Source organism: Ensifer sp. VA4, assembly GCF_055710065.1.
The window spans coordinates 168987-193162 of record NZ_JBVQPO010000005.1 but is presented as its reverse complement, the minus strand read 5'-3'; the positions used below and the strand labels follow the sequence as shown (position 1 = coordinate 193162).

Annotated in this window: 19 protein-coding genes, 3 tRNA genes, 1 pseudogene and 1 riboswitch; of the genes and pseudogenes, 20 read left to right on the top strand and 3 right to left on the bottom strand. The window is 62.8% G+C overall.

Going from position 1 to position 24176, the window contains the following annotated elements; all coding sequences use genetic code 11:
- Nucleotides 1-2: 2 nt before the first annotated feature.
- The 3 genes and pseudogenes from hupB (at nt 3) to AC0C6X_RS10315 (ending at nt 3883) form a co-directional block, all read left to right on the top strand.
- Nucleotides 3-278: a DNA-binding protein HupB gene (hupB, locus tag AC0C6X_RS10325; protein ID WP_065777403.1), complete on the top strand. Its 276-nt coding sequence runs from the start codon at nt 3-5 to the stop codon at nt 276-278.
- 124 nt (nt 279-402) lie between these two features.
- A riboswitch (FMN riboswitch) is annotated at nt 403-607 on the top strand.
- Between the two features lie 87 nt (nt 608-694).
- Nucleotides 695-1600: a DMT family transporter gene (locus tag AC0C6X_RS10320; protein WP_472952959.1), complete on the top strand. Its 906-nt coding sequence runs from the start codon at nt 695-697 to the stop codon at nt 1598-1600.
- 88 nt (nt 1601-1688) lie between these two features.
- Nucleotides 1689-3883: pseudogene (locus AC0C6X_RS10315) on the top strand (esterase-like activity of phytase family protein).
- Between the two features lie 92 nt (nt 3884-3975).
- Here AC0C6X_RS10315 and AC0C6X_RS10310 read toward each other — a convergent pair.
- Together AC0C6X_RS10310 and AC0C6X_RS10305 are read right to left on the bottom strand one after the other, a co-directional pair.
- Complete coding sequence (locus AC0C6X_RS10310) at nt 3976-4452, bottom strand: MarR family winged helix-turn-helix transcriptional regulator (protein WP_247958233.1); 477 nt, start codon at nt 4450-4452, stop codon at nt 3976-3978.
- 271 nt (nt 4453-4723) lie between these two features.
- Nucleotides 4724-6562 (bottom strand): methyl-accepting chemotaxis protein, encoded by a 1839-nt coding sequence (locus tag AC0C6X_RS10305; protein ID WP_472952957.1) that lies wholly within the window; start codon nt 6560-6562, stop codon nt 4724-4726.
- Nucleotides 6563-6942: 380 nt separating this feature from the next.
- On the opposite strand from AC0C6X_RS10305, the gene AC0C6X_RS10300 reads away from it, so the two are divergent.
- The 3 genes from AC0C6X_RS10300 (at nt 6943) to AC0C6X_RS10290 (ending at nt 12168) form a co-directional block, all read left to right on the top strand.
- A complete protein-coding gene (locus AC0C6X_RS10300; RefSeq protein ID WP_472952955.1) occupies nt 6943-8223 on the top strand; it encodes a metallophosphoesterase family protein in 1281 nt (426 codons plus the stop codon).
- Nucleotides 8223-11681 (top strand): AAA family ATPase, encoded by a 3459-nt coding sequence (locus tag AC0C6X_RS10295; RefSeq protein ID WP_472952953.1) that lies wholly within the window; start codon nt 8223-8225, stop codon nt 11679-11681. The genes AC0C6X_RS10300 and AC0C6X_RS10295 overlap by 1 nt, the downstream gene beginning before the upstream one ends.
- Before the next feature lie 88 nt (nt 11682-11769).
- The gene (locus AC0C6X_RS10290; RefSeq protein ID WP_173516172.1) at nt 11770-12168 is read left to right on the top strand and encodes a (R)-mandelonitrile lyase; all 399 of its coding nucleotides are present in this window, start codon (nt 11770-11772) and stop codon (nt 12166-12168) included.
- Between the two features lie 195 nt (nt 12169-12363).
- Here AC0C6X_RS10290 and AC0C6X_RS10285 read toward each other — a convergent pair.
- Nucleotides 12364-12439, bottom strand: a tRNA-Val gene (locus tag AC0C6X_RS10285).
- A gap of 451 nt (nt 12440-12890) precedes the next feature.
- Between AC0C6X_RS10285 and AC0C6X_RS10280 the strand changes: the two genes are divergently transcribed.
- The 14 genes from AC0C6X_RS10280 (at nt 12891) to AC0C6X_RS10215 (ending at nt 24165) form a co-directional block, all read left to right on the top strand.
- Nucleotides 12891-12967, top strand: a tRNA-Asp gene (locus tag AC0C6X_RS10280).
- A 76-nt stretch (nt 12968-13043) separates the two neighbouring features.
- Nucleotides 13044-13120, top strand: a tRNA-Asp gene (locus AC0C6X_RS10275).
- Nucleotides 13121-13415: 295 nt separating this feature from the next.
- A complete protein-coding gene (locus AC0C6X_RS10270) occupies nt 13416-13781 on the top strand; it encodes an NADH-quinone oxidoreductase subunit A (protein WP_173516173.1) in 366 nt (121 codons plus the stop codon).
- Nucleotides 13772-14350 carry a NuoB/complex I 20 kDa subunit family protein gene (locus AC0C6X_RS10265; RefSeq protein ID WP_173516174.1) on the top strand — a complete coding sequence of 193 codons (579 nt, stop codon included), beginning with the start codon at nt 13772-13774 and terminating at the stop codon, nt 14348-14350. Before AC0C6X_RS10270 ends, AC0C6X_RS10265 begins: the two co-directional genes overlap by 10 nt.
- Before the next feature lie 18 nt (nt 14351-14368).
- On the top strand, nt 14369-14974 hold the full coding sequence (locus AC0C6X_RS10260; RefSeq protein ID WP_173516175.1) for an NADH-quinone oxidoreductase subunit C: 606 nt from the start codon (nt 14369-14371) through the stop codon (nt 14972-14974).
- A gap of 57 nt (nt 14975-15031) precedes the next feature.
- Nucleotides 15032-16222: an NADH-quinone oxidoreductase subunit D gene (locus AC0C6X_RS10255; RefSeq protein ID WP_173516176.1), complete on the top strand. Its 1191-nt coding sequence runs from the start codon at nt 15032-15034 to the stop codon at nt 16220-16222.
- Nucleotides 16222-16479, top strand: a complete 258-nt coding sequence (locus AC0C6X_RS10250; protein ID WP_173516177.1) for a hypothetical protein — start codon at nt 16222-16224, stop codon at nt 16477-16479. The genes AC0C6X_RS10255 and AC0C6X_RS10250 overlap by 1 nt, the downstream gene beginning before the upstream one ends.
- Before the next feature lie 16 nt (nt 16480-16495).
- The gene (locus AC0C6X_RS10245; protein WP_472952950.1) at nt 16496-17626 is read left to right on the top strand and encodes an NADH-quinone oxidoreductase subunit E; all 1131 of its coding nucleotides are present in this window, start codon (nt 16496-16498) and stop codon (nt 17624-17626) included.
- Nucleotides 17627-17637: 11 nt separating this feature from the next.
- The gene (gene nuoF, locus AC0C6X_RS10240; RefSeq protein WP_472952948.1) at nt 17638-18942 is read left to right on the top strand and encodes an NADH-quinone oxidoreductase subunit NuoF; all 1305 of its coding nucleotides are present in this window, start codon (nt 17638-17640) and stop codon (nt 18940-18942) included.
- A 6-nt stretch (nt 18943-18948) separates the two neighbouring features.
- Nucleotides 18949-19599, top strand: a complete 651-nt coding sequence (locus AC0C6X_RS10235; protein WP_173516180.1) for an NADH:ubiquinone oxidoreductase — start codon at nt 18949-18951, stop codon at nt 19597-19599.
- A 110-nt stretch (nt 19600-19709) separates the two neighbouring features.
- Nucleotides 19710-21791, top strand: coding sequence for an NADH-quinone oxidoreductase subunit NuoG (gene nuoG / locus AC0C6X_RS10230; RefSeq protein WP_472952945.1), 2082 nt, complete (start codon nt 19710-19712; stop codon nt 21789-21791).
- Between the two features lie 20 nt (nt 21792-21811).
- Complete coding sequence (gene nuoH / locus AC0C6X_RS10225) at nt 21812-22855, top strand: NADH-quinone oxidoreductase subunit NuoH (protein ID WP_173516182.1); 1044 nt, start codon at nt 21812-21814, stop codon at nt 22853-22855.
- 64 nt (nt 22856-22919) lie between these two features.
- A complete protein-coding gene (nuoI, locus tag AC0C6X_RS10220; RefSeq protein WP_173516183.1) occupies nt 22920-23411 on the top strand; it encodes an NADH-quinone oxidoreductase subunit NuoI in 492 nt (163 codons plus the stop codon).
- A 139-nt stretch (nt 23412-23550) separates the two neighbouring features.
- Nucleotides 23551-24165: an NADH-quinone oxidoreductase subunit J gene (locus AC0C6X_RS10215; RefSeq protein ID WP_173516184.1), complete on the top strand. Its 615-nt coding sequence runs from the start codon at nt 23551-23553 to the stop codon at nt 24163-24165.
- The last annotated feature ends 11 nt before the right edge of the window (nt 24166-24176 follow it).

The window sequence follows — 24176 nt, the reverse complement described above, 5'->3', positions numbered from 1 at the left end:
ACATGAACAAAAATGAGCTCGTGTCTGCCGTTGCTGAGAAGGCCGGACTTTCCAAGACCGACGCATCTTCTGCAGTTGATGCAGTTTTCGAGACCATCCAGGGCGAGCTGAAGAACGGCGGCGACATTCGCCTGGTCGGCTTCGGCAACTTCTCGGTTTCGCGCCGCGAAGCCTCGAAGGGCCGCAACCCGTCCACGGGTGCGGAAGTTGATATCCCGGCTCGCAACGTGCCGAAGTTCACGGCCGGCAAGGGCCTGAAGGACGCCGTCAACGGCTGATCAGATTTGCTTGGCGGCCGGACACGAGGCCGGCAGTCCAGGTATTCGAGGGTTCGGCGAAAGCCGGACCCTTTTGCATTTCAAGGGCGGCCCTTGCAGCCTCCCGCCATTTGCTCTACGGCTTGCCCATTCTCAGGGCGGGGTGAAAGTCCCCACCGGCGGTAAGGGCACTACAGCGCCGCGCGTCTTTCTAGGCGCGCTAAGGTCGCTGTAACACTATGCGGTGGCCCAAGCCCGCGAGCGCCTTTCTCCTGGAACAGGGGTAGGGGTCAGCAGATCCGGTGCAACTCCGGAGCCGACGGTCATAGTCCGGATGAAAGAGAATGGTCGTCGGTGCGAAGGGCAGGGCTGCCCGGCGTCGTGCCGTGCGCTCATGCGTCCTGATTTGTGTTTGTCCATTTTTCAGGATACATGACATGAATCAGACTTCCCTCGGTTTTTCCTCCTCGCGTGCCATGGCCGGAGCCGGCTTCATGGTGCTGGCCGGCATTGCCTTCGCCGGCCTCAACGTCGTCACCCAATGGCTGACGATGACGCTCGGCTTTCCCGCCGCCGCAACGGCCTTCTGGCAATACGCCTTCGCCTTCCTGTTTTCCCTGCCGTTCCTGCGTCGTGCGGGTCTTTCGGCGATGCGCACCGATTACCCTTGGCGCCACGTGGTGCGTGTGGCGCTCGCCGCCTTCGGCGTCGGGACCTGGGTCTCCGGCCTCGCTCACGTGCCGATCTGGCAGGCGATCGCCCTGGTCATGACCTCGCCCTTCTTCATCATCCTCGGCGCTCGCCTGTTTCTTGGCGAACGGGTCGGCCCGGCGCGCTGGACTGCGACGGCGGTCGGATTTGCCGGCGCCATGATCATTCTCGATCCCTGGTCGGCCAGCTTCACCTGGGCGGCCCTGCTGCCGATCGTCTCCGCGTTGCTCTGGGGCGCGTCGTCGCTCATCACGAAGAGCCTGACGAGCAGCGAGCATCCAGAGACGATCACCATCTGGCTGCTTGTCCTCCTGACCCCGATCAATGGCGTCATTGCGCTCGCGGCTGGTTTTGCGGTTCCGGACGGCGCGGCACTCGGCCTTCTCGTGCTCGCCGGGGTTCTGACCGTTTTTGCGCAGTATCTGCTGACACTGGCCTACACGGTCGCTGACGCAGCCTATGTGCAGCCCTTCGATGATCTGAAGCTGCCGCTCAATGTTTTCGCCGGCTGGCTGGTCTTCGGCTACGCGCCGACCGGCTATCTCTGGATCGGTGCCGTGCTGATCCTCGCAGCCTCGCTGTTCATCATGCGCAACGAGATCAGGCGCGAGCGGGAGACCGCCGCCGCCTGAGTGGTGCAAAACCGTTCGGCTGTCATTCGGCTGTCATCCCCGTCGCGCAGAAACCCCATGTTTTTCAGTAGTGTCCATGGGGGATTTTATGACCAATGCATCGCGCGTGGCGGTATTTGCCGCCGTCCTTCTCACTTCCGCGGCTTTTCCCGCGGCGGCCGAGCCCGTATTCAACCGGATTGCATCCTTCGCCGTTGCCGACAATCTGCCTGAGGGTGACGCGCGCAAGGCGCCGACGTCGGCCGAGATCATCGCGGCCAGCGAGGACGGCAATACGCTGATCTATTCGGACAGCCCGGGCAAGCGCGTCGGCCTGATCGACATCACCGATGCCAAGGCGCCGAAGGCTGCCGGCACGATCTCTTTCGATGGTGAGCCGACCTCCGTCACCGTTGCCGGCGCCAAGGCGCTCGTTGCGGTCAACACGCGCGAAAGCTTCGTCAAGCCCTCCGGTCTTCTCGCCGTGGTCGATCTCGCCTCCAAGAAAGTTGCGGCAACCTGTGACCTCGGCGGTCAGCCGGACTCGGTCGCCGTCAACAAGGATCGCACGCTTGCAGCGATTGCCATCGAAAACGAGCGTGACGAGGAAGTGAACGAAGGCAAGATCCCGCAGATGCCGGCTGGCGATCTGGTCATCCTGTCGCTGAAGGACGGTATCGCCGATTGCGGCTCGCTGAAGCGTGTGACGCTGACAGGTCTTGCCGAAATCGCTGGCGAGGATCCGGAGCCGGAATTCGTCTCCTTCAACGGCAAAGACGAGATTGCGCTGACGCTGCAGGAAAACAACCACATCGTCATCATCAACGGCAAGACCGCGACGGTGAAGACGCATTTCTCCGCCGGCACGGTTGACCTCAAGAACATCGACACCAAGCGCAACGGTGCGATTGCCTTCAAGGACGAACAGCCGGGCCGCAAGCGCGAGCCGGACGCCGTGAAGTGGCTCGACGACAACCGGATCGTCGTCGCCAACGAAGGCGATTACGAAGGCGGTTCACGTGGTTTCACGATCTTCGATACGACCGGCAAGGTCCTCTACGAATCGGGTGCGAGCTTCGAGCATGCCATTGCCGCGCTCGGCCACTATCCAGAGAAGCGCTCTTCTGCCAAGGGCGTCGAGCCCGAGGGCCTGGACGCGGCGAAGTTCGGTGACGACAACCTGTTCTTCCTGCTCTCGGAGCGTGCTTCGGTCGTTGGCATCTACAAGGACACGGGTGCGGAGCCTGAACTGCTGCAGTTGCTGCCGTCGGGCATCTCGCCGGAAGGTGCCGTCGCCATTCCGTCGCGCAATCTGCTTGCGACCGCAAATGAAGTCGACCTCGTCGAGGACGGCGGCGCGCGTTCGCACGTGATGATCTACGAGCGCGGTGAGGGCGAAGCTGCCTATCCGCAGATCCGCTCCGCCGAGAAGGACGGCCTGCCGATCGGCTTCGGCGCACTCTCCGGTCTCGCTGCCGTCTCGGACAAGCCGGGCTTCCTGCGTGCCGTCAACGACTCGGTCTTCTCGTCGCAGCCGACGATCTTCACGATCGACGCAACGCAGAAGCCGGCCCTCATCACCGAAACGCTCACGATCACCCGGGACGGCGCGCCGGCTCAGAAGCTCGACATCGAGGGTATCGCCAATGACGGGGAAGGGGGCTTCTGGCTCGCATCGGAGGGCAACTCCGACAAGCTCTACAATCACGCGATCTTCCACGTGAACAAGAAGGGCGAGATCAAGAAGGAAATTGCCCTGCCCGAGGCGCTGCGTGCCGGCGAAACCCGCTTCGGCTTCGAAGTATCACCGTCGTTGGAGAAGGTGACGACCAGACGCTGTGGATGGCTGTCCAACGCGAGTGGAAGGATGACGAGAAGGGCTTCGTCAAGCTCGTTTCCTATAAGCCGAAGAGCGAAGAGTGGGGTGCGGTGCGCTACCCGCTGGAAAAGGCCGGTGACGGCTGGGTCGGCCTCTCGGAAATCTCCGTGCATGGCGACTACGCCTATATCATCGAGCGCGACAACCTGATCGGCCAGGCAGCCAAGCTCAAGAAGATCTATCGTGTCGCGCTGACGGAACTGAAGCCGGCAGCACTCGGCGGCGAACTGCCCGTCGTCAAGAAGGAAGAGGTACGTGACCTCATTCCGGACCTGAAGGCGCTGAACGGCTACGTCGTCGACAAGGTCGAAGGCTTCACCGTCGACGCCGCCGGCAACGGCTACGTCGTCACCGACAACGACGGTGTCGACGACTCCTCCGGCGAAACCTTGTTCTTCTCCATTGGCGCCATCAACGCGATGTAAGCGTTGCGCCCGGAGAAAACGGAAGAGGCCGGGACATGACGTCCCGGCCTCTTTCAGTTTCGGCACTGTGTTACCCGATCGAGGAGCCGCGGTCAGCGGGCAATAGCGATCTGTGCTGCCTCTTCGGCTTCGTCCTTGCGCTTGCGGATCTCGTCCGTCCGGTCCACCAGCTTGCCGACGATGTCGTAGAGGGCGTCGAGTTCCTCGTCGTCGAGCGCCGAGAAGATTTCCTCGAGCAGCTGCTTGCGTGGATGTTCGGCAGCCTCGAGAACGATGCGGCCGGTTTCGGTAATCGAGACGATCTTGGCGCGCCGGTCTTCCGGGTCCGGCTTGCGCATGACCAGGCGGTCGCGTTCGAGACCGTCGATGGCTTCGGTGACCGTGCGCGGCGCGAAGTTCAGCGCGCAGGCGATATCGGTCGAGCGACAGGGACCGAGCTTGCTGAGGAAGAAGAGGAATTTGCTCCGTGCCAGCGATACGCCTTCTTCGGTCATCGATTCGTTCACCAGCCGGTGAACCCGATGGTAGAGCTCGAACAGTCTGTCGGAAACTTCGAATGTCTTCTTCATGATCGTCATTGGAATTTCATGAGGTGCCATGTGAAATGGCAGTAACATTAGTGATAGTTACAATTACCGCATTTGTCGACACAAACCTCCGAGACTTCACGGTAAGCGCCGGACAGGCAAAGAAACGGCCGCCGTTTCCGGCGGCCGTTTCTGTTGGTTCGTCAAGATTTTCGTATTCCGCACATCGGCTACGATCGCTCGTCCACTTCACGGTCGGTTGCGATGTGTCCGGCGCCCGCCCGCGAAAACCAGGCTCGGGCCTGCGCGATGGTTATGCCGCTCGGCGCGTCGAGCCGGCGGACGGCGCGTAGCCGTAGGCCTGAGTTTCTTCCAGCGTGAAGCGGGCGATCAGTTCGCGCAGGCGGCCAGCTTCCTGGGCAAGCGTGGCGCTTGCCGCATTGGCTTCCTCGACCATGGCGGCATTCTGCTGCGTCACCTGATCCATCTGGTTCACGGCCATGTTGACCTCCGACAGTCCGGCGGACTGCTCCTGCGCCGAGACGGCGATCGCATCCATATGCTGATTGATCGTGACGATGAAGCCTTCGATGGTGCGCAGAGCCTCGCCGGTTTCGCGCACGAGCCGGACACCACTTTCGACTTCGACGGCGGAGTTGCGGATCAGGTCCTTGATCTCTTTGGCCGCATTGGCCGAGCGCTGGGCAAGTTCGCGCACTTCCTGGGCGACGACGGCAAACCCCTTGCCGGCATCACCGGCGCGGGCCGCTTCGACGCCGGCATTCAGCGCCAGGAGGTTCGTCTGGAAGGCGATCTCGTCGATGACGCCGATGATGTTGGAGATCTGGCTCGACGAATGCTCGATCCGGCCCATGGCATCGACGGCGCCCGAGACGATCGCGCCGGACTTGCGGGCGCTTTCGTTTGCCTGGCTGGCGACGGCGCGGGCCTCGTTGGTGCGCTTCGACGAATTGCCGACATTGACGGTGATCTGGTCGAGGGCGGCGGCGGTCTCTTCCAGCGAAGCGGCCTGCTGCTCGGTCCGGCGCGACAGGTCGTCGGCGCTCTGGCTGACTTCGCGTGCACCGCTATCGATGCTGTCGGAGCTGGCCGAAACGGCGGCAAGCGTGTCGGCAAGCTGGGCGACGGCCTGGTTCAGGTCATGGCGGAGCTGCTCGAAGTCCGGTGCGAAGGGTTCGTTGAGCTGGAAGGCGAGATCGCCGGAGGCCAGGCGGCGCAGGCCGTTGGCCAGGCCGGCCGTCGCTTCCTGGAGGCGGTGCTGGGCCGCGGCTTCCGCTTCTTCGGTCAGACGCAGGCGATCGGCCTCGGCGCGTGCGCGCTGCGCCTCAGCATCCGCTTCGAGTTGCTGGTTGGTGATTGCCGCCTGACGGAAGACTTCGACGGCACGGGCCATCTCGCCGATTTCGTCGTTGCGGGCACCGTAGGGGATGTTGCTGTCCGTGTCGCCTTCCGCGAGGCGCGCCATCGAACGGGTGATGATCTGGATCGGGCGGGCGATACCGCGCACGGCATAGAGAATGGCGCCGATCACGATGATGGCAGCGACAGCGATGACGACCATTTCGATCATGCGGATCTGGTCATGCGTTGCCGAGCTTGCGGCAACCGCGGCATCGGCTCCGGCGACGTTGAGCGCGCGCACTTCCTTGATCGCCTCGTCGACCTTCTGCTCCGTTTCACGCATCTCGACCTTGAAGACGCTCTGCGCCTTCATGTTCTCGAGATTGTTGGAGAGCTTGACCATGCCATCGGCGATGGAGAGGTAGGCTTGGTAGGCAGTGTGTACTTTTTCCAGCGCTGCCTTGTCGGCGTCCGTCACCATCAGTGCCGCATAGTCATCGGCGAGCTTGTTGAAGCCTTCGACGGTCTGGCCGATGACTTTTTCCGCGGCCTTCTTCTCGAAGGGTGTCAGCGAGATCAGGTGGCGTGCAAACGCCATGCGCGTGTCGGAAAGCTGGGTTTCGAGCGCGCGGGAAAGCGAGACACGCGGCAGCCAGGTGGTGGCGATCTCGTTGTTGCGCTCGTTCATCATCTTGATGCCGCCGAGCGAGGAAACCGCAAGCGCCGCGACGATGACGGCGACCACGACGAAAAGGGCAATGAGCGTGTGTGAAATCTTGAGCCGTGACATAGGTTCCCCCCGGAAGGACTGCCGTCCATAATGCTGTACTTGATGAAGTCGTTCCGGCTCTTGATCGTCATGACGGAGCGGATGCCGAAGCAGGAATCATTCCGGTGCCCGGACGCGCTCGGAGCGCAGCCGGCGGAAACCTAGCGAACAAGATGTTACAAAAACCCTAATCGATTAAAGTGAGTATAATCTGATATTTGCAGGTACTCAGACGGTGCGGTTGATCGTTCGGTTTCGTCAATCCTCACGGGGATCTTCTGCATTGGTCTTGGCTTTACTTGGTTGGCCCAAAATGTGCTCGTCTATCACCGGCCAATCTCCCACGTGGATGAAGGGAGGCAGCTGATTGACGGGCACCGGCTCGCCGGGCATGGTCGGCCATGCCCTTCCGCTTCGTCCATACTGCAGATCTTCATCTCGATTCGCCCCTCCGCAGCCTCGCCCTCAGGAACGCCGACCTCGCGGAGATCGTGCGCGGCGCGTCCCGGCGCGCCTTCCTCAAGATCGTCGATCTCTGCATCGTCGAAAAGGTCGATGCGCTGCTGATCGCGGGCGATCTCTACGACGGCAGCCAGACGTCGATGAACACGGCGCTGTTTCTCGGGCGGGAGTTGCGCCGGCTGGATGAGGCGGGCATCCGGACATTCATCATCCGCGGCAACCACGACGCCCAGTCGCAGGTCACCAACGAGCTTACTTTGCCGCCGTCGGCGCATGTGTTCAAAGGCAAGGCAAAGGCCGTTCTCGCCAAGAGCCTGGCAAGCGGGCGGGACGTCTACGTGCACGGGGTAAGTTTCGCCAGTCCGCACGCGCCGGAAAGCCTGCTGCCGACCTTTCAGCCGCCGATGCCGGGCGCAGTCAACATCGGCATGCTGCATACCAGTCTTGCCGGCGCCGCTGGCCATGATCCCTATGCGCCCTGCAGTGCCGCCGACCTCGTGGCGCATGGTTTCGACTACTGGGCGCTCGGCCATATCCACCAACGCCAGATCCATGCAACAGGCCGTTTCGTCGTCATGCCCGGCATACCGCAGGGCCGCGACATCAACGAGGCCGGTGTGAAAAGCGTGACGCTGGTGGCGATCGATGACGACGGACGGACCGAGATTGCCGAGATGCCGATCGGGATTGCCAGTTTCGAGCGCCTGCCGGTCGATATCACAGGCCTCTCCGAGTGGCGCGATGTGCTCGATGCGGTCAGGCAGGCGCTTACGCGCGTTACTATGGATACGGCGGCAGAAAACGTGATTCTGCGCGTAACGCTGACAGGGGCGACGCCGCTGGCCTGGCGCCTTCGCCGTGACTCGGACCTGCTGCGCGCCGAGATCGACAACATCGCGGCCGGCATCGTCGGTTGCTGGATCGAGAAGCTGGAACTAGCCTGCGGCAGTCAGCTCGCGGAAAAGACGGGTGCAATGGTGGATCCGGTCGATGAACTTGGGGCTCTCGTCGAGGCCGACGTTCTGCCCGCCCACGCCTTTCGCCAGGAGATCCGGGCGGCTGTGGAAGATCTGCTGCAACAACTGCCTCCGGAACTGCGTCAAGCTTTGGCGCCTGACGAAGATGCGATCGAACGGCTCGCTTTCGAGGCCGGCGCATCGGGAGGTATGGAGGTGCTTGCCCATCTTCATGGCGGTAGCGCCGGCGAGGGCAGCCACTGATGCGGCTACGTGCGCTTGATCTCGTCCGCTATGGCAAATTCGCCGATCGCCGCCTCGACTTCGGTGAAAATGCGGCCGACGTGCCCGACCTGCACATCGTCTACGGTCCGAACGAAGCAGGCAAATCGACCCTTTTTTCTGGCTTCCTCGATCTGCTCTTCGGGATCGAGCACTCGAGCCCCTATGGGTTCCTGCATCCCTATCCGACGATGCGCGTCGGCGGCACACTCACGGCGGCCGATCGGACTCACCGCGTGTTCCGGGTCAAACGCAAGACGAACTCGCTGGTTGGCGCAGATGATCAGCCGCTGCCCGACAATCTCTTCTCCGGAGCGCTGGGCGCAATCGACCGCGATACCTATCAGACGATGTTTTCGCTCGATGACGAAAGCATCGAGAAGGGCGGCGAGGCGATCCTGAAGAGTGAGGGTGAGCTTGGATCACTCTTGTTCTCCGCAAGCTCGGGTCTGCCGGATAGCACGGCGATCCTTGCGGCCTTGCGTGGCCAGGCGGACGCCTTCTATCGGCCACAGGCGCGTAAGCATCAGCTTGCCGAGCTGAAGGCGCAGCTTGATGCTTTGAGGACGGAGCGAAACGCCCTCGATATCAATGCACGCGAATATGCGGCGCTACGCAAGACGCTCGCGCAAGCACGCGACCGTCACGAGGAGGCGATCACACGCCGGGCCGAGCTTCGGGTCGCGCGAGCTCGATTGAAGACAGAGATCGAGGCAATGCCGCATTTTGGCCGGCTGCGCGCGCTTCGCACGGAACTGGCGAGCGCGCCGGTGTTGCCGGTTCCGCCGGCTGAATGGGCAACCGAACTGCCGGCGCTGCGCCGCCAGGAGGCGGAGATCGAGGTCAGGCTCCGGCAGAACGAAAGCGAGATGAAGCATCGTCGCGATGCGCTGGAACAATTGCCGCTCGACAAGGAAGGGCTGTGCCTGGCCGAACGGCTGACGGCGCTGCAGGAGACAGCACTCGATGCGCGCTATGTTACGGCCGCGCGCGACATGCCGTCGCGATTGGAAGAACTGGCGAGGACGTCGACGGAGATCGCCGGCTGCCTGTTGCGGCTCGGTGAGCCGGCGGACCGCGACCCTGCCGAGCTGCTGCTGCCGGCAGGGGTTGGCGCACGGCTTCAGGATCTCGCCCGCCGGCACTCTGCCCTGGCCGAACGGTGCACGTCCGCCCGGCACGAAGTGCAGGCGGCCGCCGCCGAAAATCGGGTCGCCGAATGTGAACTGGCGCGAATTGATGGAGAAGGGGGGCTCGCGGATGCCTCGGGCCTTTCCGGGCGGCTGACGCTGCTGCGTCGCAGCGACTGTCTGCTGCGGAAACAGGCAGCCGCGCAGTCGCTGGATCGGCTGGAGGCGGAACTTGCCGACAAGCTGTTGCTGCTACAACCTTTTGCCGGAAACGCCGACGATCTGCTGGCGCTTGGCGTTCCGGCATCCGGAGCGCTTGAGACCTGGCGCAAGGCGGCCGCCACATTGGAGGAACGGCAAGCGCGCCTGTCCGATCGCATCGCCGGCGAGCAGGAACTGCTTGCGGGCGAGGAGGCGCGGCTGGACGCGCTGTCTGCCGTCGGCGGCACTCTGGACGATGTTTCGGCCGCGGCGCTGCGTCGCCATCGTGACGAGGCCTGGGAACGGCACAAGGACCAGCTCGTCCATGAAACGGCCGCCGTTTTCGAAGAGGCGATGGGCAGGGATGACGAGGTTACCGCGCTGCGCCTCGCCGAAACGGCGCGGCTCGCCGAGATGCGCGGCCTGTCTCTTTCGCTCGCCGAGCGGCGCGCCCGGCTCGCGGCGCTCCGTGAACAGCAGCAGCGATGCAGTGAGGAAGGGGTGGCCCAGGCGCAGGTTCTCGCAGCCGTCGCTACGTCGTGTGGTTTACCCAGCGTCACGAGCTTGCCGCAACTGGAAGGCTGGCTTGCCGTTCGGACTTCGGCGCTCGAGATCCGCGCGCAATTGCGTATGGCGCGCCTGGAATTTGAGCGGGCACATGCCGAGGAAACCGAAGCGATTCGCGCGCTCAGCGACGAGCTCGCCGGCATCGGCATAAGGGAAGAGTTGCCGGAGCGGCTCGACGATCTCCTGCTGATCGCCGAACGGGTCGTATCGCAGGCGCAAGCCGCAGCCGCCGCCCGCAACGCGGCCCGCGAGGCGGTGAAGCGCGACGCAGCGGTTCTTGACGGCCGCCGCGCGACCCTTGATCTTGCCGAGGCCGAGATGGCCGCCTGGCAGGAGCAGTGGAGTGCGCTTCTCGCCAAAAGCTGGCTCGCCGAACGCAGCGAACAGCTCGTGCCGGAACAGATTGGCGCGATGCTCGCCATCCTGCAGGACCTGGACAAGCTCGCACAGCGCAAGGCCGATCTCGAATATCGCATCGCCGGCATGCGCAAGGATCAGGCGGCTTTCGAGCGCGATATCGCCGACCTCGCGGGCGCATCCGCGACAGACGATATGTTCGCAACGTTTACGACGCTCAAGGCGCGTGCCGCTGAGGCGCAGCGGATTGCCGATCGTCAGGCGACCTTCCTGTCGGAACTGGCCAGACTGGAGGAAGAGCGGCGAGAAATCTGTGGTGCACGCGAGCTTCATGGCGCGCGCCGGCGTCTCGTTACGGAGTTCTTCGCGTGCGATACACTCGAGGAAGCCGGGCAGCAGTTCGAAATCGCGCGCGAGCAGGAGCGCCTGCGCCAACGTATCGCCGAATTGGAAGCGGATCTCGCAATCCGACTTGGTGTCGCCAGGAGCGAGGAGGCCGAGGCGTTGCTCGCTGAGTTCGATGACGCCGCGGTCCGGCTGGAACTGGCGCGGCTCGACGCGGCGCTCGAAGACAGCGACCGCGACGTCAGCGAATTGCACACGGATATGCGCGGCAAGGAGAAGGCGCTCGCCGATGTCGAAGGCGGGGATACGGTGGCCGAACTCGATCAGAAGCGGCGCACGCTGCTGCTTGACATCGAGAGCAGGGCGCTCGCCTATCTGCGGCTCCGGGCAGGCGTCATCGCGGCGGAAACGGCGCTTCGGCTTTTCCGCGAACGGCACCGCAGCGCGATGATGCGCCGGGCCTCCGAAACTTTCAGCCGCATCAGCGGCGGCGAATATTCCGGCCTGTCGGCGCAATCCGACAGGGGGCAGGAGTTTCTGATCGCCAACGCCGCCGGAGGCGGATCGAAACTTGCCAAGGATCTCTCCAAAGGCACCCGATTCCAACTGTACCTGGCGCTCAGAATCGCCGGCTATCACGAAATCGCGGCAGCACGCGAATCGCTGCCCTTCATCGCCGACGACATCATGGAGACCTTCGACGACGGGCGCGCCGGCCGCGCCTTCGAGCAGATGGCCGCCATGGCGCGGGTGGGCCAGGTGATCTATCTGACGCACCACGAACATCTTTGCGAGATCGCCCGTGCTTCCTGCCCGACTGTGACAATCCACAGGTTATGATAGGGTCGCGGGATAGGCGGTGCCCGTTCATCGTCACGCACTTTCGCTGAACGGAAGCGCCGCAAACGAAAACCCGGAGGAACGAGAGATGGAAATCATACCCGGTGGATCGAGACCTTCGATGCGCGCTCCGGCGGAGTATTTCACCGGCACCGTGCGGCAGGATCCGCTTATCGAAGCCGCGGATCCGGCGCGGGTCCGCGCCGTCAGCGTTACCTTCGAGCCGGGCGCCCGCACCGCCTGGCACACCCATCCGCTCGGCCAGACACTGATCGTGACTGCCGGCCGCGGCCTGGCGCAAAGCTGGGGCGGCCCGGTGCGCGAGATTCGTACCGGCGATGTCGTATGGTTCCCGCCGGGCGAGAAGCACTGGCATGGTGCCGCGCCCGAGACCGCAATGGTGCATCTCGCGATTCAGGAAGCGCTCGACGGCAAGGCTGTGGATTGGCTGGAGCATGTGACCGACGAGCAGTATCGCGGCGCGTAATTGCGCGGGACGGCCTATCCGGGGAAAAATTGGCGGCGTGTCGACACCTTGCTCGATCGTGATTGTCGAGGTCGTGATTCTTGCCCGCTCAAAGCGCAGTGCTCATCTCGAAAAGACTATGAAGGGCAGGCGCCACGGCGCACGAATACACAGCGATGCCGCAAATGTATGGATGTCGATCTTCGGGGAGAGTAATGGTGGGCGATGAGAGACTCGAACTCCCGACATCCTCGGTGTAAACGAGGCGCTCTACCAACTGAGCTAATCGCCCTTCCGCATCCGGACCGGATCAGTCCGCCGCGTCGGTGGCCGTGATCTAGGCGTAACCGAAAAAAACCGCAAGAGCATTTGTATCGTTTTTATGATTTTTTTTGTTGCAGGTCGCGCAACGCCCTGAATTGCCGGGGTTCGTGCTTGTGGACAAGAAAGCGGGTTCTTGGCCGTCCCGCGCGGCGGGGGAGGCGAGAGACGAAGATTCGCCTTCCGGCACCGTCGGACGGGATGGAAGAGGCGAGCGGAGTGGGGCTGTGGCTGCGTCGTGCACACGATCCAGCCTCCTGAACTTTGCCGTCACCCTGGCCTGTGGATCATTTTTCGTTCCGTCATGGATTTGTCTTCAAACACGCTTGACACCCAAATGCGAACCGCTTAGTTAGCCGCTCATCGAACGGGCAAGCCCGCTCGGTGCCGGGGCGGAAACGCCTCAACCAAGTCAAGATGATGCGGGTGTAGCTCAGTCGGTTAGAGTGCCGGCCTGTCACGCCGGAGGTCGCGGGTTCGAGCCCCGTCACTCGCGCCACTCTTGATCTGGTCCTGCCTGGGCATTCTCATGGATGGCCAATGGTGGTAATAATGATCGTTCGCGGTCATCATGCGCGGGTGTAGCTCAGTCGGTTAGAGTGCCGGCCTGTCACGCCGGAGGTCGCGGGTTCGAGCCCCGTCACTCGCGCCACTTTCCTTTTCTGGTTTCCCTGTTCTTGTGTCGTGCGACTGGTTTTGTGCGCTGCGGCAATCTGTCTCGCATGGCCGCTGTTCACGGTAAAGTCGGTGATGGCCCGTGATTCCGAGCTTTGTCGCGCCCACCCATTCGATCCTGTGTCGTGAACCGGTTTAAATGACCCTAGAAGGCTTGCGCGCAGGCGCGGGCTGCGCTAACCACTCTGGCGTTGCAACATATTTTTCGGCCTGCGAGATCTGTTGTTTTGGTGCTCTCCCATGCGCCCTCCCGCAGGCAGGGACGGATAACAATGACTGAACTTCTCGGTTCCTACGTTCCGATCGCGATTTTCATTGGAATCGCATTGGTGATCGGCCTGGCGCTTCTGATTGCTCCCTTCGCCGTCGCCTTCAAGGCTCCCGATTCGGAAAAGCTGTCGGCCTATGAGTGCGGCTTCAATGCGTTCGATGACGCCCGCATGAAGTTCGACATCCGCTTCTATCTCGTGTCGATCCTCTTCATCATCTTCGATCTTGAAGTCGCCTTCCTCTTCCCCTGGGCGGTTTCGTTCAATGATCTGGGCTGGTTCGGCTTCTGGTCGATGATGGTCTTCCTCGCTGTGTTGACGATCGGCTTTGTCTATGAATGGAAAAAGGGAGCGCTGGAATGGAACTAGTATCCAGCACCACGCTCGTTGCGCCCAAGCCGAAGGGGATCATCGATCCTTCCACCGGCAAGCCGATCGGCAGCAATGACGCATTCTTCGGCGAGATCAATAACGAGCTCGCCGACAAGGGTTTTCTCGTCACCTCGACGGACGAGCTCATCAACTGGGCCCGTACCGGCTCGCTGATGTGGATGACGTTCGGTCTCGCCTGCTGCGCGGTCGAGATGATGCAGATGTCGATGCCGCGCTACGATGCCGAGCGTTTCGGTTTTGCGCCGCGCGCCTCGCCGCGCCAGTCCGACGTCATGATCGTCGCCGGCACGCTGACCAACAAGATGGCGCCTGCGCTTCGCAAGGTCTATGACCAGATGCCGGAGCCGCGTTACGTCATCTCGATGGGCTCCTGCGCCAACGGCGGCGGCTACTATCACTATTCCTATTCGGTTGTTCGCGGCTGCGACCGCGTCGTTCCCGTCGACATCTACGTGCCAGGCTGTCCTCCCACGGCAGAAGCGCTGCTTTACGGCGTGCTGCTGCTGCAGAAGAAGATCCGCCGGACCGGCACGATCGAGCGCTAAGGGCAGGGGGTCTTTGATATGAGTGAAGCCCTGAACGAGCTTGCGTCCTACCTGCGCGAAACGCGCGGTGCGCTGATCTCCGACGCATCGTTGGCCTATGGCGAACTGACGCTGACGACGACTGCGGCGAACGTCATCGCGCTGCTCACTTTCCTGCGCGACGACGTGCAATGCGCCTTCGTCAACCTCGTCGATGTCTGCGGTGTCGACTGGCCGCAGCGGCCGGATCGCTTCGATGTCGTCTATCACTTGCTGTCGCCGCGCCAGAACCTGCGCGTGCGCGTCAAGGTCTCGACCGGCGAGAACGAGCCGGTGCCGTCGGCGACGCCAGTCTATCCTGGCGCCGATTGGTTCGAGCGCGAGGCCTACGACATGTACGGCATCCTCTTCACCGGCCATCCGGACCTGCGCCGCATCCTGACGGACTACGGGTTCGAAGGGTATCCGCTGCGCAAGGACTTTCCGGTCACCGGTTTCGTCGAGGTCCGTTACGACGACGAAGCCAAGCGCGTCGTCTACGAGCCCGTCGAGCTGAAGCAGGAATTCCGCAACTTCGACTTCCTCTCTCCCTGGGAAGGCACAGACTACGTGCTGCCCGGCGACGAGAAAGCGAAAGCACGGTGAGACTAAGTGGCCCGCGGTAGCCGCCAAGCGGCTGCCGTCCGGCCTGGAGCAATCGGTATGACCGAACATAACGTCCGCAACTTCAACATCAACTTTGGTCCGCAGCATCCGGCGGCGCACGGCGTTCTTCGTCTGGTGCTCGAGCTTGATGGCGAAATCGTCGAACGCGTTGATCCGCATATCGGCCTTCTGCATCGCGGCACCGAGAAGCTGATCGAGACCAAGACCTATCTGCAGGCCGTGCCCTATTTCGACCGCCTCGACTACGTGGCGCCGATGAACCAGGAGCACGCTTTCGCGCTCGCGGTCGAGAAGCTGACGGGCACGGAAGTTCCGATCCGCGGCCAGCTCATCCGCGTCCTCTATTCGGAAATCGGCCGCATCCTCTCGCACCTCCTGAACGTCACCACGCAGGCCATGGACGTCGGCGCGCTGACGCCGCCGCTCTGGGGCTTCGAAGAGCGCGAAAAGCTGATGGTGTTCTATGAGCGTGCCTGCGGCGCGCGCATGCACTCGGCCTATTTCCGTCCGGGCGGAGTCCACCAGGACCTGCCGCACGAGCTGGTCGAAGACATCGGCAAATGGATCGATCCGTTCCTGAAGACCGTCGACGATATCGACGAACTCTTGACCGGCAACCGCATCTTCAAGCAGCGCAACGTCGACATCGGCGTCGTCAAGCTCGATGACGCCTGGGCCTGGGGCTTCTCGGGCGTGATGGTGCGCGGCTCGGGCGCCGCCTGGGACCTGCGCCGCTCGCAGCCCTACGAGTGCTACTCAGATCTCGAATTCGATATCCCGATCGGCAAGAACGGCGACTGCTTCGACCGCTATCTGATCCGCATGATCGAGATGCGCCAGTCGGCGCGCATCATGCGCCAGTGCGTCGATCGCCTGCTCGGCGATGCCAAGGTCGGTCCGGTTTCGTCGCTCGACGGCAAGATCGTTCCGCCGAAGCGCGGCGAGATGAAGCGTTCGATGGAAGCGCTGATCCACCACTTCAAGCTTTACACCGAAGGCTATCACGTGCCCGCCGGCGAAGTTTACGCCGCCGTCGAAGCGCCGAAGGGCGAGTTCGGCGTCTATCTCGTCTCCGACGGCACCAACAAGCCCTATCGCTGCAAGATCCGTGCGCCGGGTTACGCACATCTCCAGGCGATGGATTTCCTCTGTCGGGGACACCAGCTTGCCGACGTTTCGGCCGTGCTGGGCTCCCTCGATATCGTGTTCGGTGAGGTAGACCGCTGATGCGTCTCGTGCCCCTGGCCACGCTTGCTCTTCTCGCTTTCGCATCGGCCGCTCCTGCGCAGGAGTCGGTCGACAGCGGCGCGACGTCGGGTGGCATGCGCGGGGGCTCGATGGCCGACCTCGTGGCCAAGGGCTACGAGATCAAGGCCGCGGTCGCCAATGGCGCGCGCTACATCGTATTTTTGCAGAAAGACCAGTCAGCCTATGCCTGCGAATTCGTCTCGGTGACGAAATCGCGGTGCGGTTCGATTAACTGATAAGGTGTCCACTAGAATGTCCGTTCGTCGACTAGCCGAAGACACCGTCCAGCCAGCGAGCTTTGCCTTCAGCAAGGAGAACGCCGCCTGGGCGAAGGAAACGATCAAGAAATACCCCAAGGGTCGTGAGCAGTCCGCCGTCATCCCGCTGTTGATGCGCGCTCAGGATCAGGACGGCTGGGTCACGAAAGCGGCCATCGAGTCGATCGCCGACATGCTCGGCATGGCCTATATCCGCGTGCTCGAAGTTGCGACCTTCTACACCCAGTTCCAGCTTAAGCCGGTCGGCACGCGCGCCCACGTCCAGGTTTGCGGCACGACGCCGTGCATGCTGCGTGGCGCGGAAGACCTGATCAAGGTCTGCAAGAGCAAGATCGCCCACGACCCCTTCACTCTCAACGAGAGCGGCACGCTCTCCTGGGAAGAAGTCGAATGTCAGGGCGCCTGCGTCAACGCGCCGATGGTCATGATCTTCAAGGATACTTTCGAAGACCTGACGCCGGAGAAGCTCGAGCAGATCATCGACCGTTTCGAGGCAGGCAAGGGTGCCGAAGTTACCCCCGGTCCGCAGATCGACCGCATCTATTCTGCGCCGGAAGGCGGCCTGACGACGCTGATGACGGCCGACCCGGCTCCGGCGAAGGCTGCGACCAGCGCGGCCAAGAAGGTCAGTGACGGGCCGGCCGTCTCCGTGCCGCCGTCGAATGCCGCCCGTGCCAAGACCGCTTCGGCCGTAACCGACGCTTCGCTGAAGACCCCGGCGACGGCAAAGGCGGAAGCCGCTGCCAACGCCAAGGTCGAAGGTGACACCGTCGACAAATCGAAGCCGGCCAAGGCTGCCGCCATTGCCGGCAAGCCTTCGCTGGAGGACAAGAACCGCCCAGCAGGCATCGAAAAGCCGGCGGCCGTCGACGACCTCAAGCTGATCTCCGGCGTTGGTCCGAAGATCGAGGGCACGCTCAACGAACTGGGCATCTACACCTACGCGCAAGTTGCTTCCTGGAAGAAGGCGGAGCGCGAGTGGGTCGACGGATACCTGAATTTCAAGGGCCGCATCGAACGCGACGACTGGGTCAAGCAGGCCAAGGCGCTCGCCAAGGGCGGCGAAGCCGAATACATCAAGGTCTTCGGCAAGAAGCCGCGGTAAAGAGGTGAATTATGCTCAGAGATGAAGACCGCATCTTTACCAACATCTACGGCCTCAAGGACAAGTCCCTGAAGGGCGCCATGGCGCGCGGCCACTGGGACGGCACCAAGCAGTTGCTCGAAAAGGGCCGTGACTGGATCGTCAACGAAGTTAAGGCCTCCGGCCTTCGCGGCCGTGGCGGCGCCGGCTTCCCGACCGGCCTCAAGTGGTCCTTCATGCCGAAGGAAAGTGATGGCCGTCCGCACTATCTCGTCGTCAACGCCGACGAGTCCGAGCCAGGCACCTGCAAGGACCGTGACATCATGCGTCACGATCCGCACACGCTGATCGAAGGCTGCGTCATCGCCAGCTTCGCCATGGGTGCGCATGTCGCCTACATCTATGTCCGCGGTGAATTCATCCGCGAGCGCGAGGCGCTGCAGGCGGCGATCGACGAGTGCTACGCCTACGGCCTGCTCGGCAAGAACAACAAGCTCGGCTACGACATCGACATTTACGTGCACCATGGTGCCGGCGCCTACATCTGTGGCGAAGAAACCGCGCTGCTCGAAAGCCTCGAAGGCAAGAAGGGCCAGCCGCGCCTGAAGCCGCCGTTCCCGGCCAACATGGGCCTCTATGGCTGCCCGACGACCGTCAACAACGTCGAGTCGATTGCGGTGACCCCCACGATCCTTCGCCGCGGCGCCGGCTGGTACACGGGCTTCGGCCGTCCGAACAACCACGGCACCAAGCTCTATTCGGTTTCCGGTCACGTCAACCGCCCGTGCACGGTCGAGGACGCGATGTCGATCCCGTTCCATGAGCTGATCGAAAAGCACTGTGGCGGCATTCGCGGCGGCTGGGACAACCTGCTCGCCGTCATCCCCGGTGGTTCGTCCGTCCCTTGCGTGCCTGGCGCGCAGATGAAGGACGCGATCATGGACTATGACGGCCTGCGCGAGCTCGGCTCGGGTCTCGGCACCGCTGCTGTCATCGTCATGGACAAGTCGACCGACATCATCAAGGCGATCTGGCGCCTCTCGGCCTTCTACAAGCACGAGAGCTGCGGCCAGTGCACGCCGTGCCGCGAAGGCACCGGCTGGATGATGCGCGTGATGGAACGCATGGTTCAGGGCCGCGCCCAGAAGCGCGAGATCGACATGCTGTTCGACGTCACCAAGCAGGTGGAAGGCCACACGATCTGCGCGCTCGGCGACGCGGCCGCCTGGCCGATCCAGGGTCTGATCAAGCACTTCCGTCCGGAAATGGAAAAGCGCATCGACGAATACACACGCAATGCCTCGCCGCATGGCGCGGTTCTGGAAGCGGCGGAGTAACGGACGATGGCCGGCGCGCGCGGAGAAGGACAGATGAAGGGGCAGGCCGAAACAGGCATTCCGTTCGCACGTCCGCTTGGCGGCGACCCGGCCGATCCGTTCGGCATGGCCGAGTGGATGAAGGGCCTGCCGCAGGTGCCGTTGCACCCGCTGATGGTTCACCCGGCTGCCGCGGTCGCGGCGGCGACCGCGATCGGCTTCGGCCTCACGAGCCACATTGCAGGCGCCATGTTCGGCGCGATGCAGGGTGCGGTCGAGGCGGCTCAGAAGCGGGCGGAACCCGCAGCGTCTGGCGCGACGGCCCCGGTTGTCGCAAAGACGGCGCAAGCCGAAGCGAAGCCGGAACCGGTCGCCAAGCCGTCCGTGGCCGCCAAGCGCGTTGCGGCGAAGCCGGTGGTTGATAAGGCCGCAGTCGAGAAGCCGGTTAAGGCTCGCGCGGCGCGGGCCAAGGCGAAGGCCGCTGACGACCTCAAGCGGATTTCCGGTATCGGCCCGAAGCTAGAGCAGGTGCTGAACGCGAAGGGTATCAGCGGTTTTGCCGACATCGCCGGCTGGAGCGAGGCGGACGTTGCCCGCTTCGATGACGAACTCGGTTTCGGCGGCCGGATCAAGCGGGATGACTGGGTTGGACAGGCCAAGGCGCTGAAAGGCGCGTGAGACAATAGGGGCGGGGACCTGTGACGGTCATCGCCCGCAAGCAGCAAGGCTGTGTTGGAATTGTCCGTCGCCGATGGGCCGATGGACGGAAGACAGGATTGAGTACGAAGATGGCAAAGCTGAAAGTCGACGGAAAAGAGATCGAGGTACCGGACCATTTCACGCTGCTTCAGGCGTGCGAAGAGGCTGGAGCCGAGGTTCCGCGCTTCTGTTTCCACGAGCGGCTTTCGGTCGCCGGCAACTGCCGCATGTGTCTGATCGAGGTGAAGGGAGGGCCGCCGAAGCCCGCCGCCTCCTGCGCCATGGGTGTGCGTGACCTTCGTCCGGGCCCGAACGGCGAAGCGCCGGAAGTCTTCACGACCACGCCTATGGTCAAGAAGGCCCGCGAAGGCGTGATGGAATTCCTGCTGATCAACCATCCGCTCGACTGCCCGATCTGTGACCAGGGCGGCGAATGCGACCTGCAGGACCAGGCGATGGCCTTCGGCATCGACAGTTCGCGCTACCAGGAAAACAAGCGCGCCGTCGAAGACAAGTACATCGGACCGCTCGTCAAGACCGTGATGAACCGCTGCATCCACTGCACGCGCTGCGTCCGCTTCACCACCGAAGTCGCCGGCATTGCCGAGCTTGGCCTGATCGGCCGCGGCGAAGACGCCGAAATCACCACCTATCTCGAACAGGCGATGACCTCCGAGCTGCAGGGCAACGTCGTGGACCTCTGCCCGGTCGGCGCACTGACCTCGAAGCCCTTTGCCTTTACCGCCCGCCCGTGGGAGCTGAACAAGACCGAATCCATCGACGTGATGGACGCGCTGGGTTCGGCGATCCGCGTCGACACCCGCGGCCGCGAAGTCATGCGCATCATGCCGCGCGTCAACGAAGACATCAATGAAGAGTGGATTTCCGACAAGAGCCGCTTCATCTGGGATGGCCTGAAGACGCAGCGTCTCGATCGTCCTTACGTCAAGAAGGATGGCCGCCTGCAGCCGGCGACCTGGGGCGAAGCCTTCCAGGCGATCAAGGCCGCGGTTGCCAAGACCTCCGGCGACAAGATCGGCGCCATTGCCGGCGACCTCGCTTCGGTCGAAGAAATGTACGCGCTGAAGCAACTGATCGCAGCCCTCGACTCCGAGAGCATTGACTGCCGCCAGGATGGTGCAGCACTCGACCCGTCGCTCGGCCGCGCCAGCTACATCTTCAACCCGACGATCGCCGGCATCGAAAGCGCTGATGCGCTGCTGATCATCGGCTCCAACCCGCGCTTCGAGGCTTCCGTCCTCAACGCCCGTATCCGCAAGCGCTACCGCATGGGCAATTTCCCGATCGCCGTGATCGGCGAGCCCGGTGAACTGCGCTACGAATACGAATATCTCGGCGCCGGCACCGAGACGCTGGCCGAGCTCGTATCCGGCAAGGGCAAGTTCGCCGCAACGCTGAAGAAGGCCCAGCGCCCGATGATCCTCATCGGCCAGGGCGCGATCGCAGGGGAGGGCGGTGCTGCCGTTCTCGCTGCTGCCGCCAAGCTTGCGGGCGCAGTCGGTGCAGTCACCGCCGAGTGGAACGGCTTTGCCGTCCTTCACACGGCCGCTTCCCGCGTCGGTGGTCTCGACCTCGGCTTCGTCCCGGGTGCGAACGGCAAGTCGGCCGCCGAAATGGTTACCGGTTCCGACGTTCTCTTCCTGCTCGGCGCTGATGAGATCGATCTTGCCGCGCGCAAGTCTGGCTTCACCGTCTATATCGGCTCGCACGGCGACAACGGCGCGCATGCCGCCGACGTCATCCTGCCGGGCGCAACCTACACCGAAAAGTCCGGCACCTGGGTCAACACAGAGGGTCGCGTTCAGGTCGGCAACCGCGCCGGCTTCGCTCCGGGCGACGCGCGCGAGGACTGGGCGATCATCCGCGCACTCTCCGACGTTCTCGGCAAGAAGCTGCCCTTTGATTCGCTTGGCGAATTGCGCTCGAAGCTCTATGCGGCCCACCCGCATTTCGCAGAAGTCGACGCGATCGCGACCGGTAACGGCGACGAAATTGCCGCACTCGGCCAAAAAGCCGGTGAGATGGGCAAATCCGTGTTTGCGTCTCCGGTCAAAGACTTCTATTTGACGAACCCGATAGCGCGCGCATCCGCCGTCATGGCCGAATGCTCGGCTTTGGCACGCAACAATTTCAAAGCTGCGGCGGAATGAGCGCGAGGGAATAGAGTATCATGGACGCTTTCGTTTCGACCTATGTCTGGCCCACGATCATCATGGTCGCCCAGTCGCTGCTGCTCCTGGTCGCGCTGCTGCTTTTCATCGCCTACATCCTGCTCGCCGACCGTAAGATCTGGGCGGCAGTTCAGCTACGCCGTGGTCCGAATGTGGTGGGCCCCTGGGGGCTTTTCCAGTCCTTCGCCGACCTTTTGAAGTTCGTCTTCAAGGAGCCGGTGATTCCGGCCGGCGCCAACAAGGCGATCTTCCTGCTCGCGCCGCTCGTCTCCGTGACGCTGGCGCTCGCCGCCTGGGCGGTCATCCCGCTCAACGCCGGATGGGTGATCGCGAACATCAACGTCGGCATCCTCTTCGTGTTCGCCATATCTTCTCTTGAAGTTTATGGCATCATCATGGGCGGCTGGGCGTCGAACTCCAAGTATCCGTTCCTCGGTGCGCTCCGCTCCGCGGCGCAGATGGTCTCCTACGAAGTCTCGATCGGCTTCGTCATCGTCACCGTGCTGCTCTGCGTCGGCTCGCTGAACCTGACGGACATCGTCAACGCCCAGACCGACGGCATCGGCACGCGCCTCGGCCTCCCGGCGTCCTTCCTCGACTGGCATTGGCTGGCGCTGTTCCCGATGTTCATCGTGTTCTTCATTTCGGCACTCGCCGAAACGAACCGTCCGCCCTTCGACCTGCCGGAAGCAGAATCGGAACTCGTCGCCGGCTTCATGGTCGAGTACGGCTCCACTCCGTACATGATGTTCATGCTCGGCGAATATGCCGCCATCTGCCTGATGTGCGCGCTGACGACGATCCTGTTCCTCGGCGGATGGCTGCCACCGGTCGACGTCTGGTTCCTGAATTGGGTTCCCGGCATCATCTGGTTTGTTCTGAAGGCGTCCTTCGTGTTCTTCATGTTCGCGATGGTGAAGGCCTTCGTGCCGCGCTACCGCTACGACCAGCTGATGCGCCTCGGCTGGAAGGTCTTCCTGCCGCTTTCTCTTGCAATGGTCGTGATCACTGCATTCGTTCTCAAGCTGACGGGAGCCGCATGACGATGGCTCACGTTTTGCAGTATACCGCCGGTCGCTCCCAGGCCGGCAATTCTGGAGGTAAATGATGGCCGGTCTTTCGCAAGCCGTCAGCTCGCTGTTCCTGAAGGAATTCGTCGGCGCGTTCTTTCTGTCGATGCGCTATTTCTTCAAGCCGAAGGCGACGTTGAACTATCCCTTCGAGAAAGGGCCGGTCAGCCCGCGCTTCCGCGGCGAGCATGCTCTGCGCCGTTATCCGAACGGTGAAGAGCGTTGCATCGCCTGCAAGCTGTGCGAGGCGATCTGTCCTGCACAGGCAATTACGATCGAAGCCGGTCCGCGCCGCAACGACGGCACACGCCGCACGGTGCGCTACGACATCGACATGGTGAAGTGCATCTATTGCGGTTTCTGCCAGGAAGCCTGTCCGGTCGATGCGATCGTCGAAGGCCCGAACTTCGAGTTCGCCACCGAGACGCGCGAAGAGCTTTACTACGACAAGGAAAAGCTGCTCGCCAACGGCGACCGTTGGGAGCGGGAAATCGCACGCAACATCGCAATGGACTCGCCCTATCGCTGAGGCCGGAGCGTAGCGCTGCCCCGGGGAGGGCGGTGCATGTGACAATAGGTTTGGGCAACGGCCGGACGCGTGTCCGGCTTTGCCTGTGGAGTGGAGCCGGAAGCGCTTCACGCCGTGCAAGACGAAAAAGGCACCGATCATGGGTCTGCAGGTTCTTTTTTTCTATCTCTTTGCCTTCATCGCGGTGGCGTCGGCATTTATGGTCATTGCGGCCAGGAACCCGGTTTATTCGGTTCTGTTCCTGATCCTGACCTTCTTTAACTCGGCGGGTCTGTTCCTGCTGACCGGCGCCGAATTCCTCGCGATGATCCTGCTGGTCGTCTATGTCGGTGCGGTCGCGGTGCTCTTCCTGTTCGTCGTCATGATGCTCGACATCGACTTCGCGGAGTTGCGTGCGGGCGTGCTCGAATATGCGCCGATCGGTGCGCTGATCGGCCTGATCCTCGCAGCCGAGCTCATCATCGTCGTCGGCGGCGCAACCTTCTCGCCGGAAGTCGCCAAGGCGATTTCGATGCCGATCCCGGCCGTCACGGAGCGGACGAACACGGCAGCCCTCGGCGACGTGCTCTACACCCACTACGTCTACTTCTTCCAGATCGCCGGCCTCGTGCTGCTCGTCGCCATGATCGGCGCGATCGTGCTGACCCTGCGCCATCGCGAAAACATCAAGCGCCAGAACATCCCGCAGCAGGTTGCCCGTACACCCGAGACCGCCGTTGAAGTGATCACGGTCAAGCCGGGCCAGGGCATCTAAGTCGGACGCGA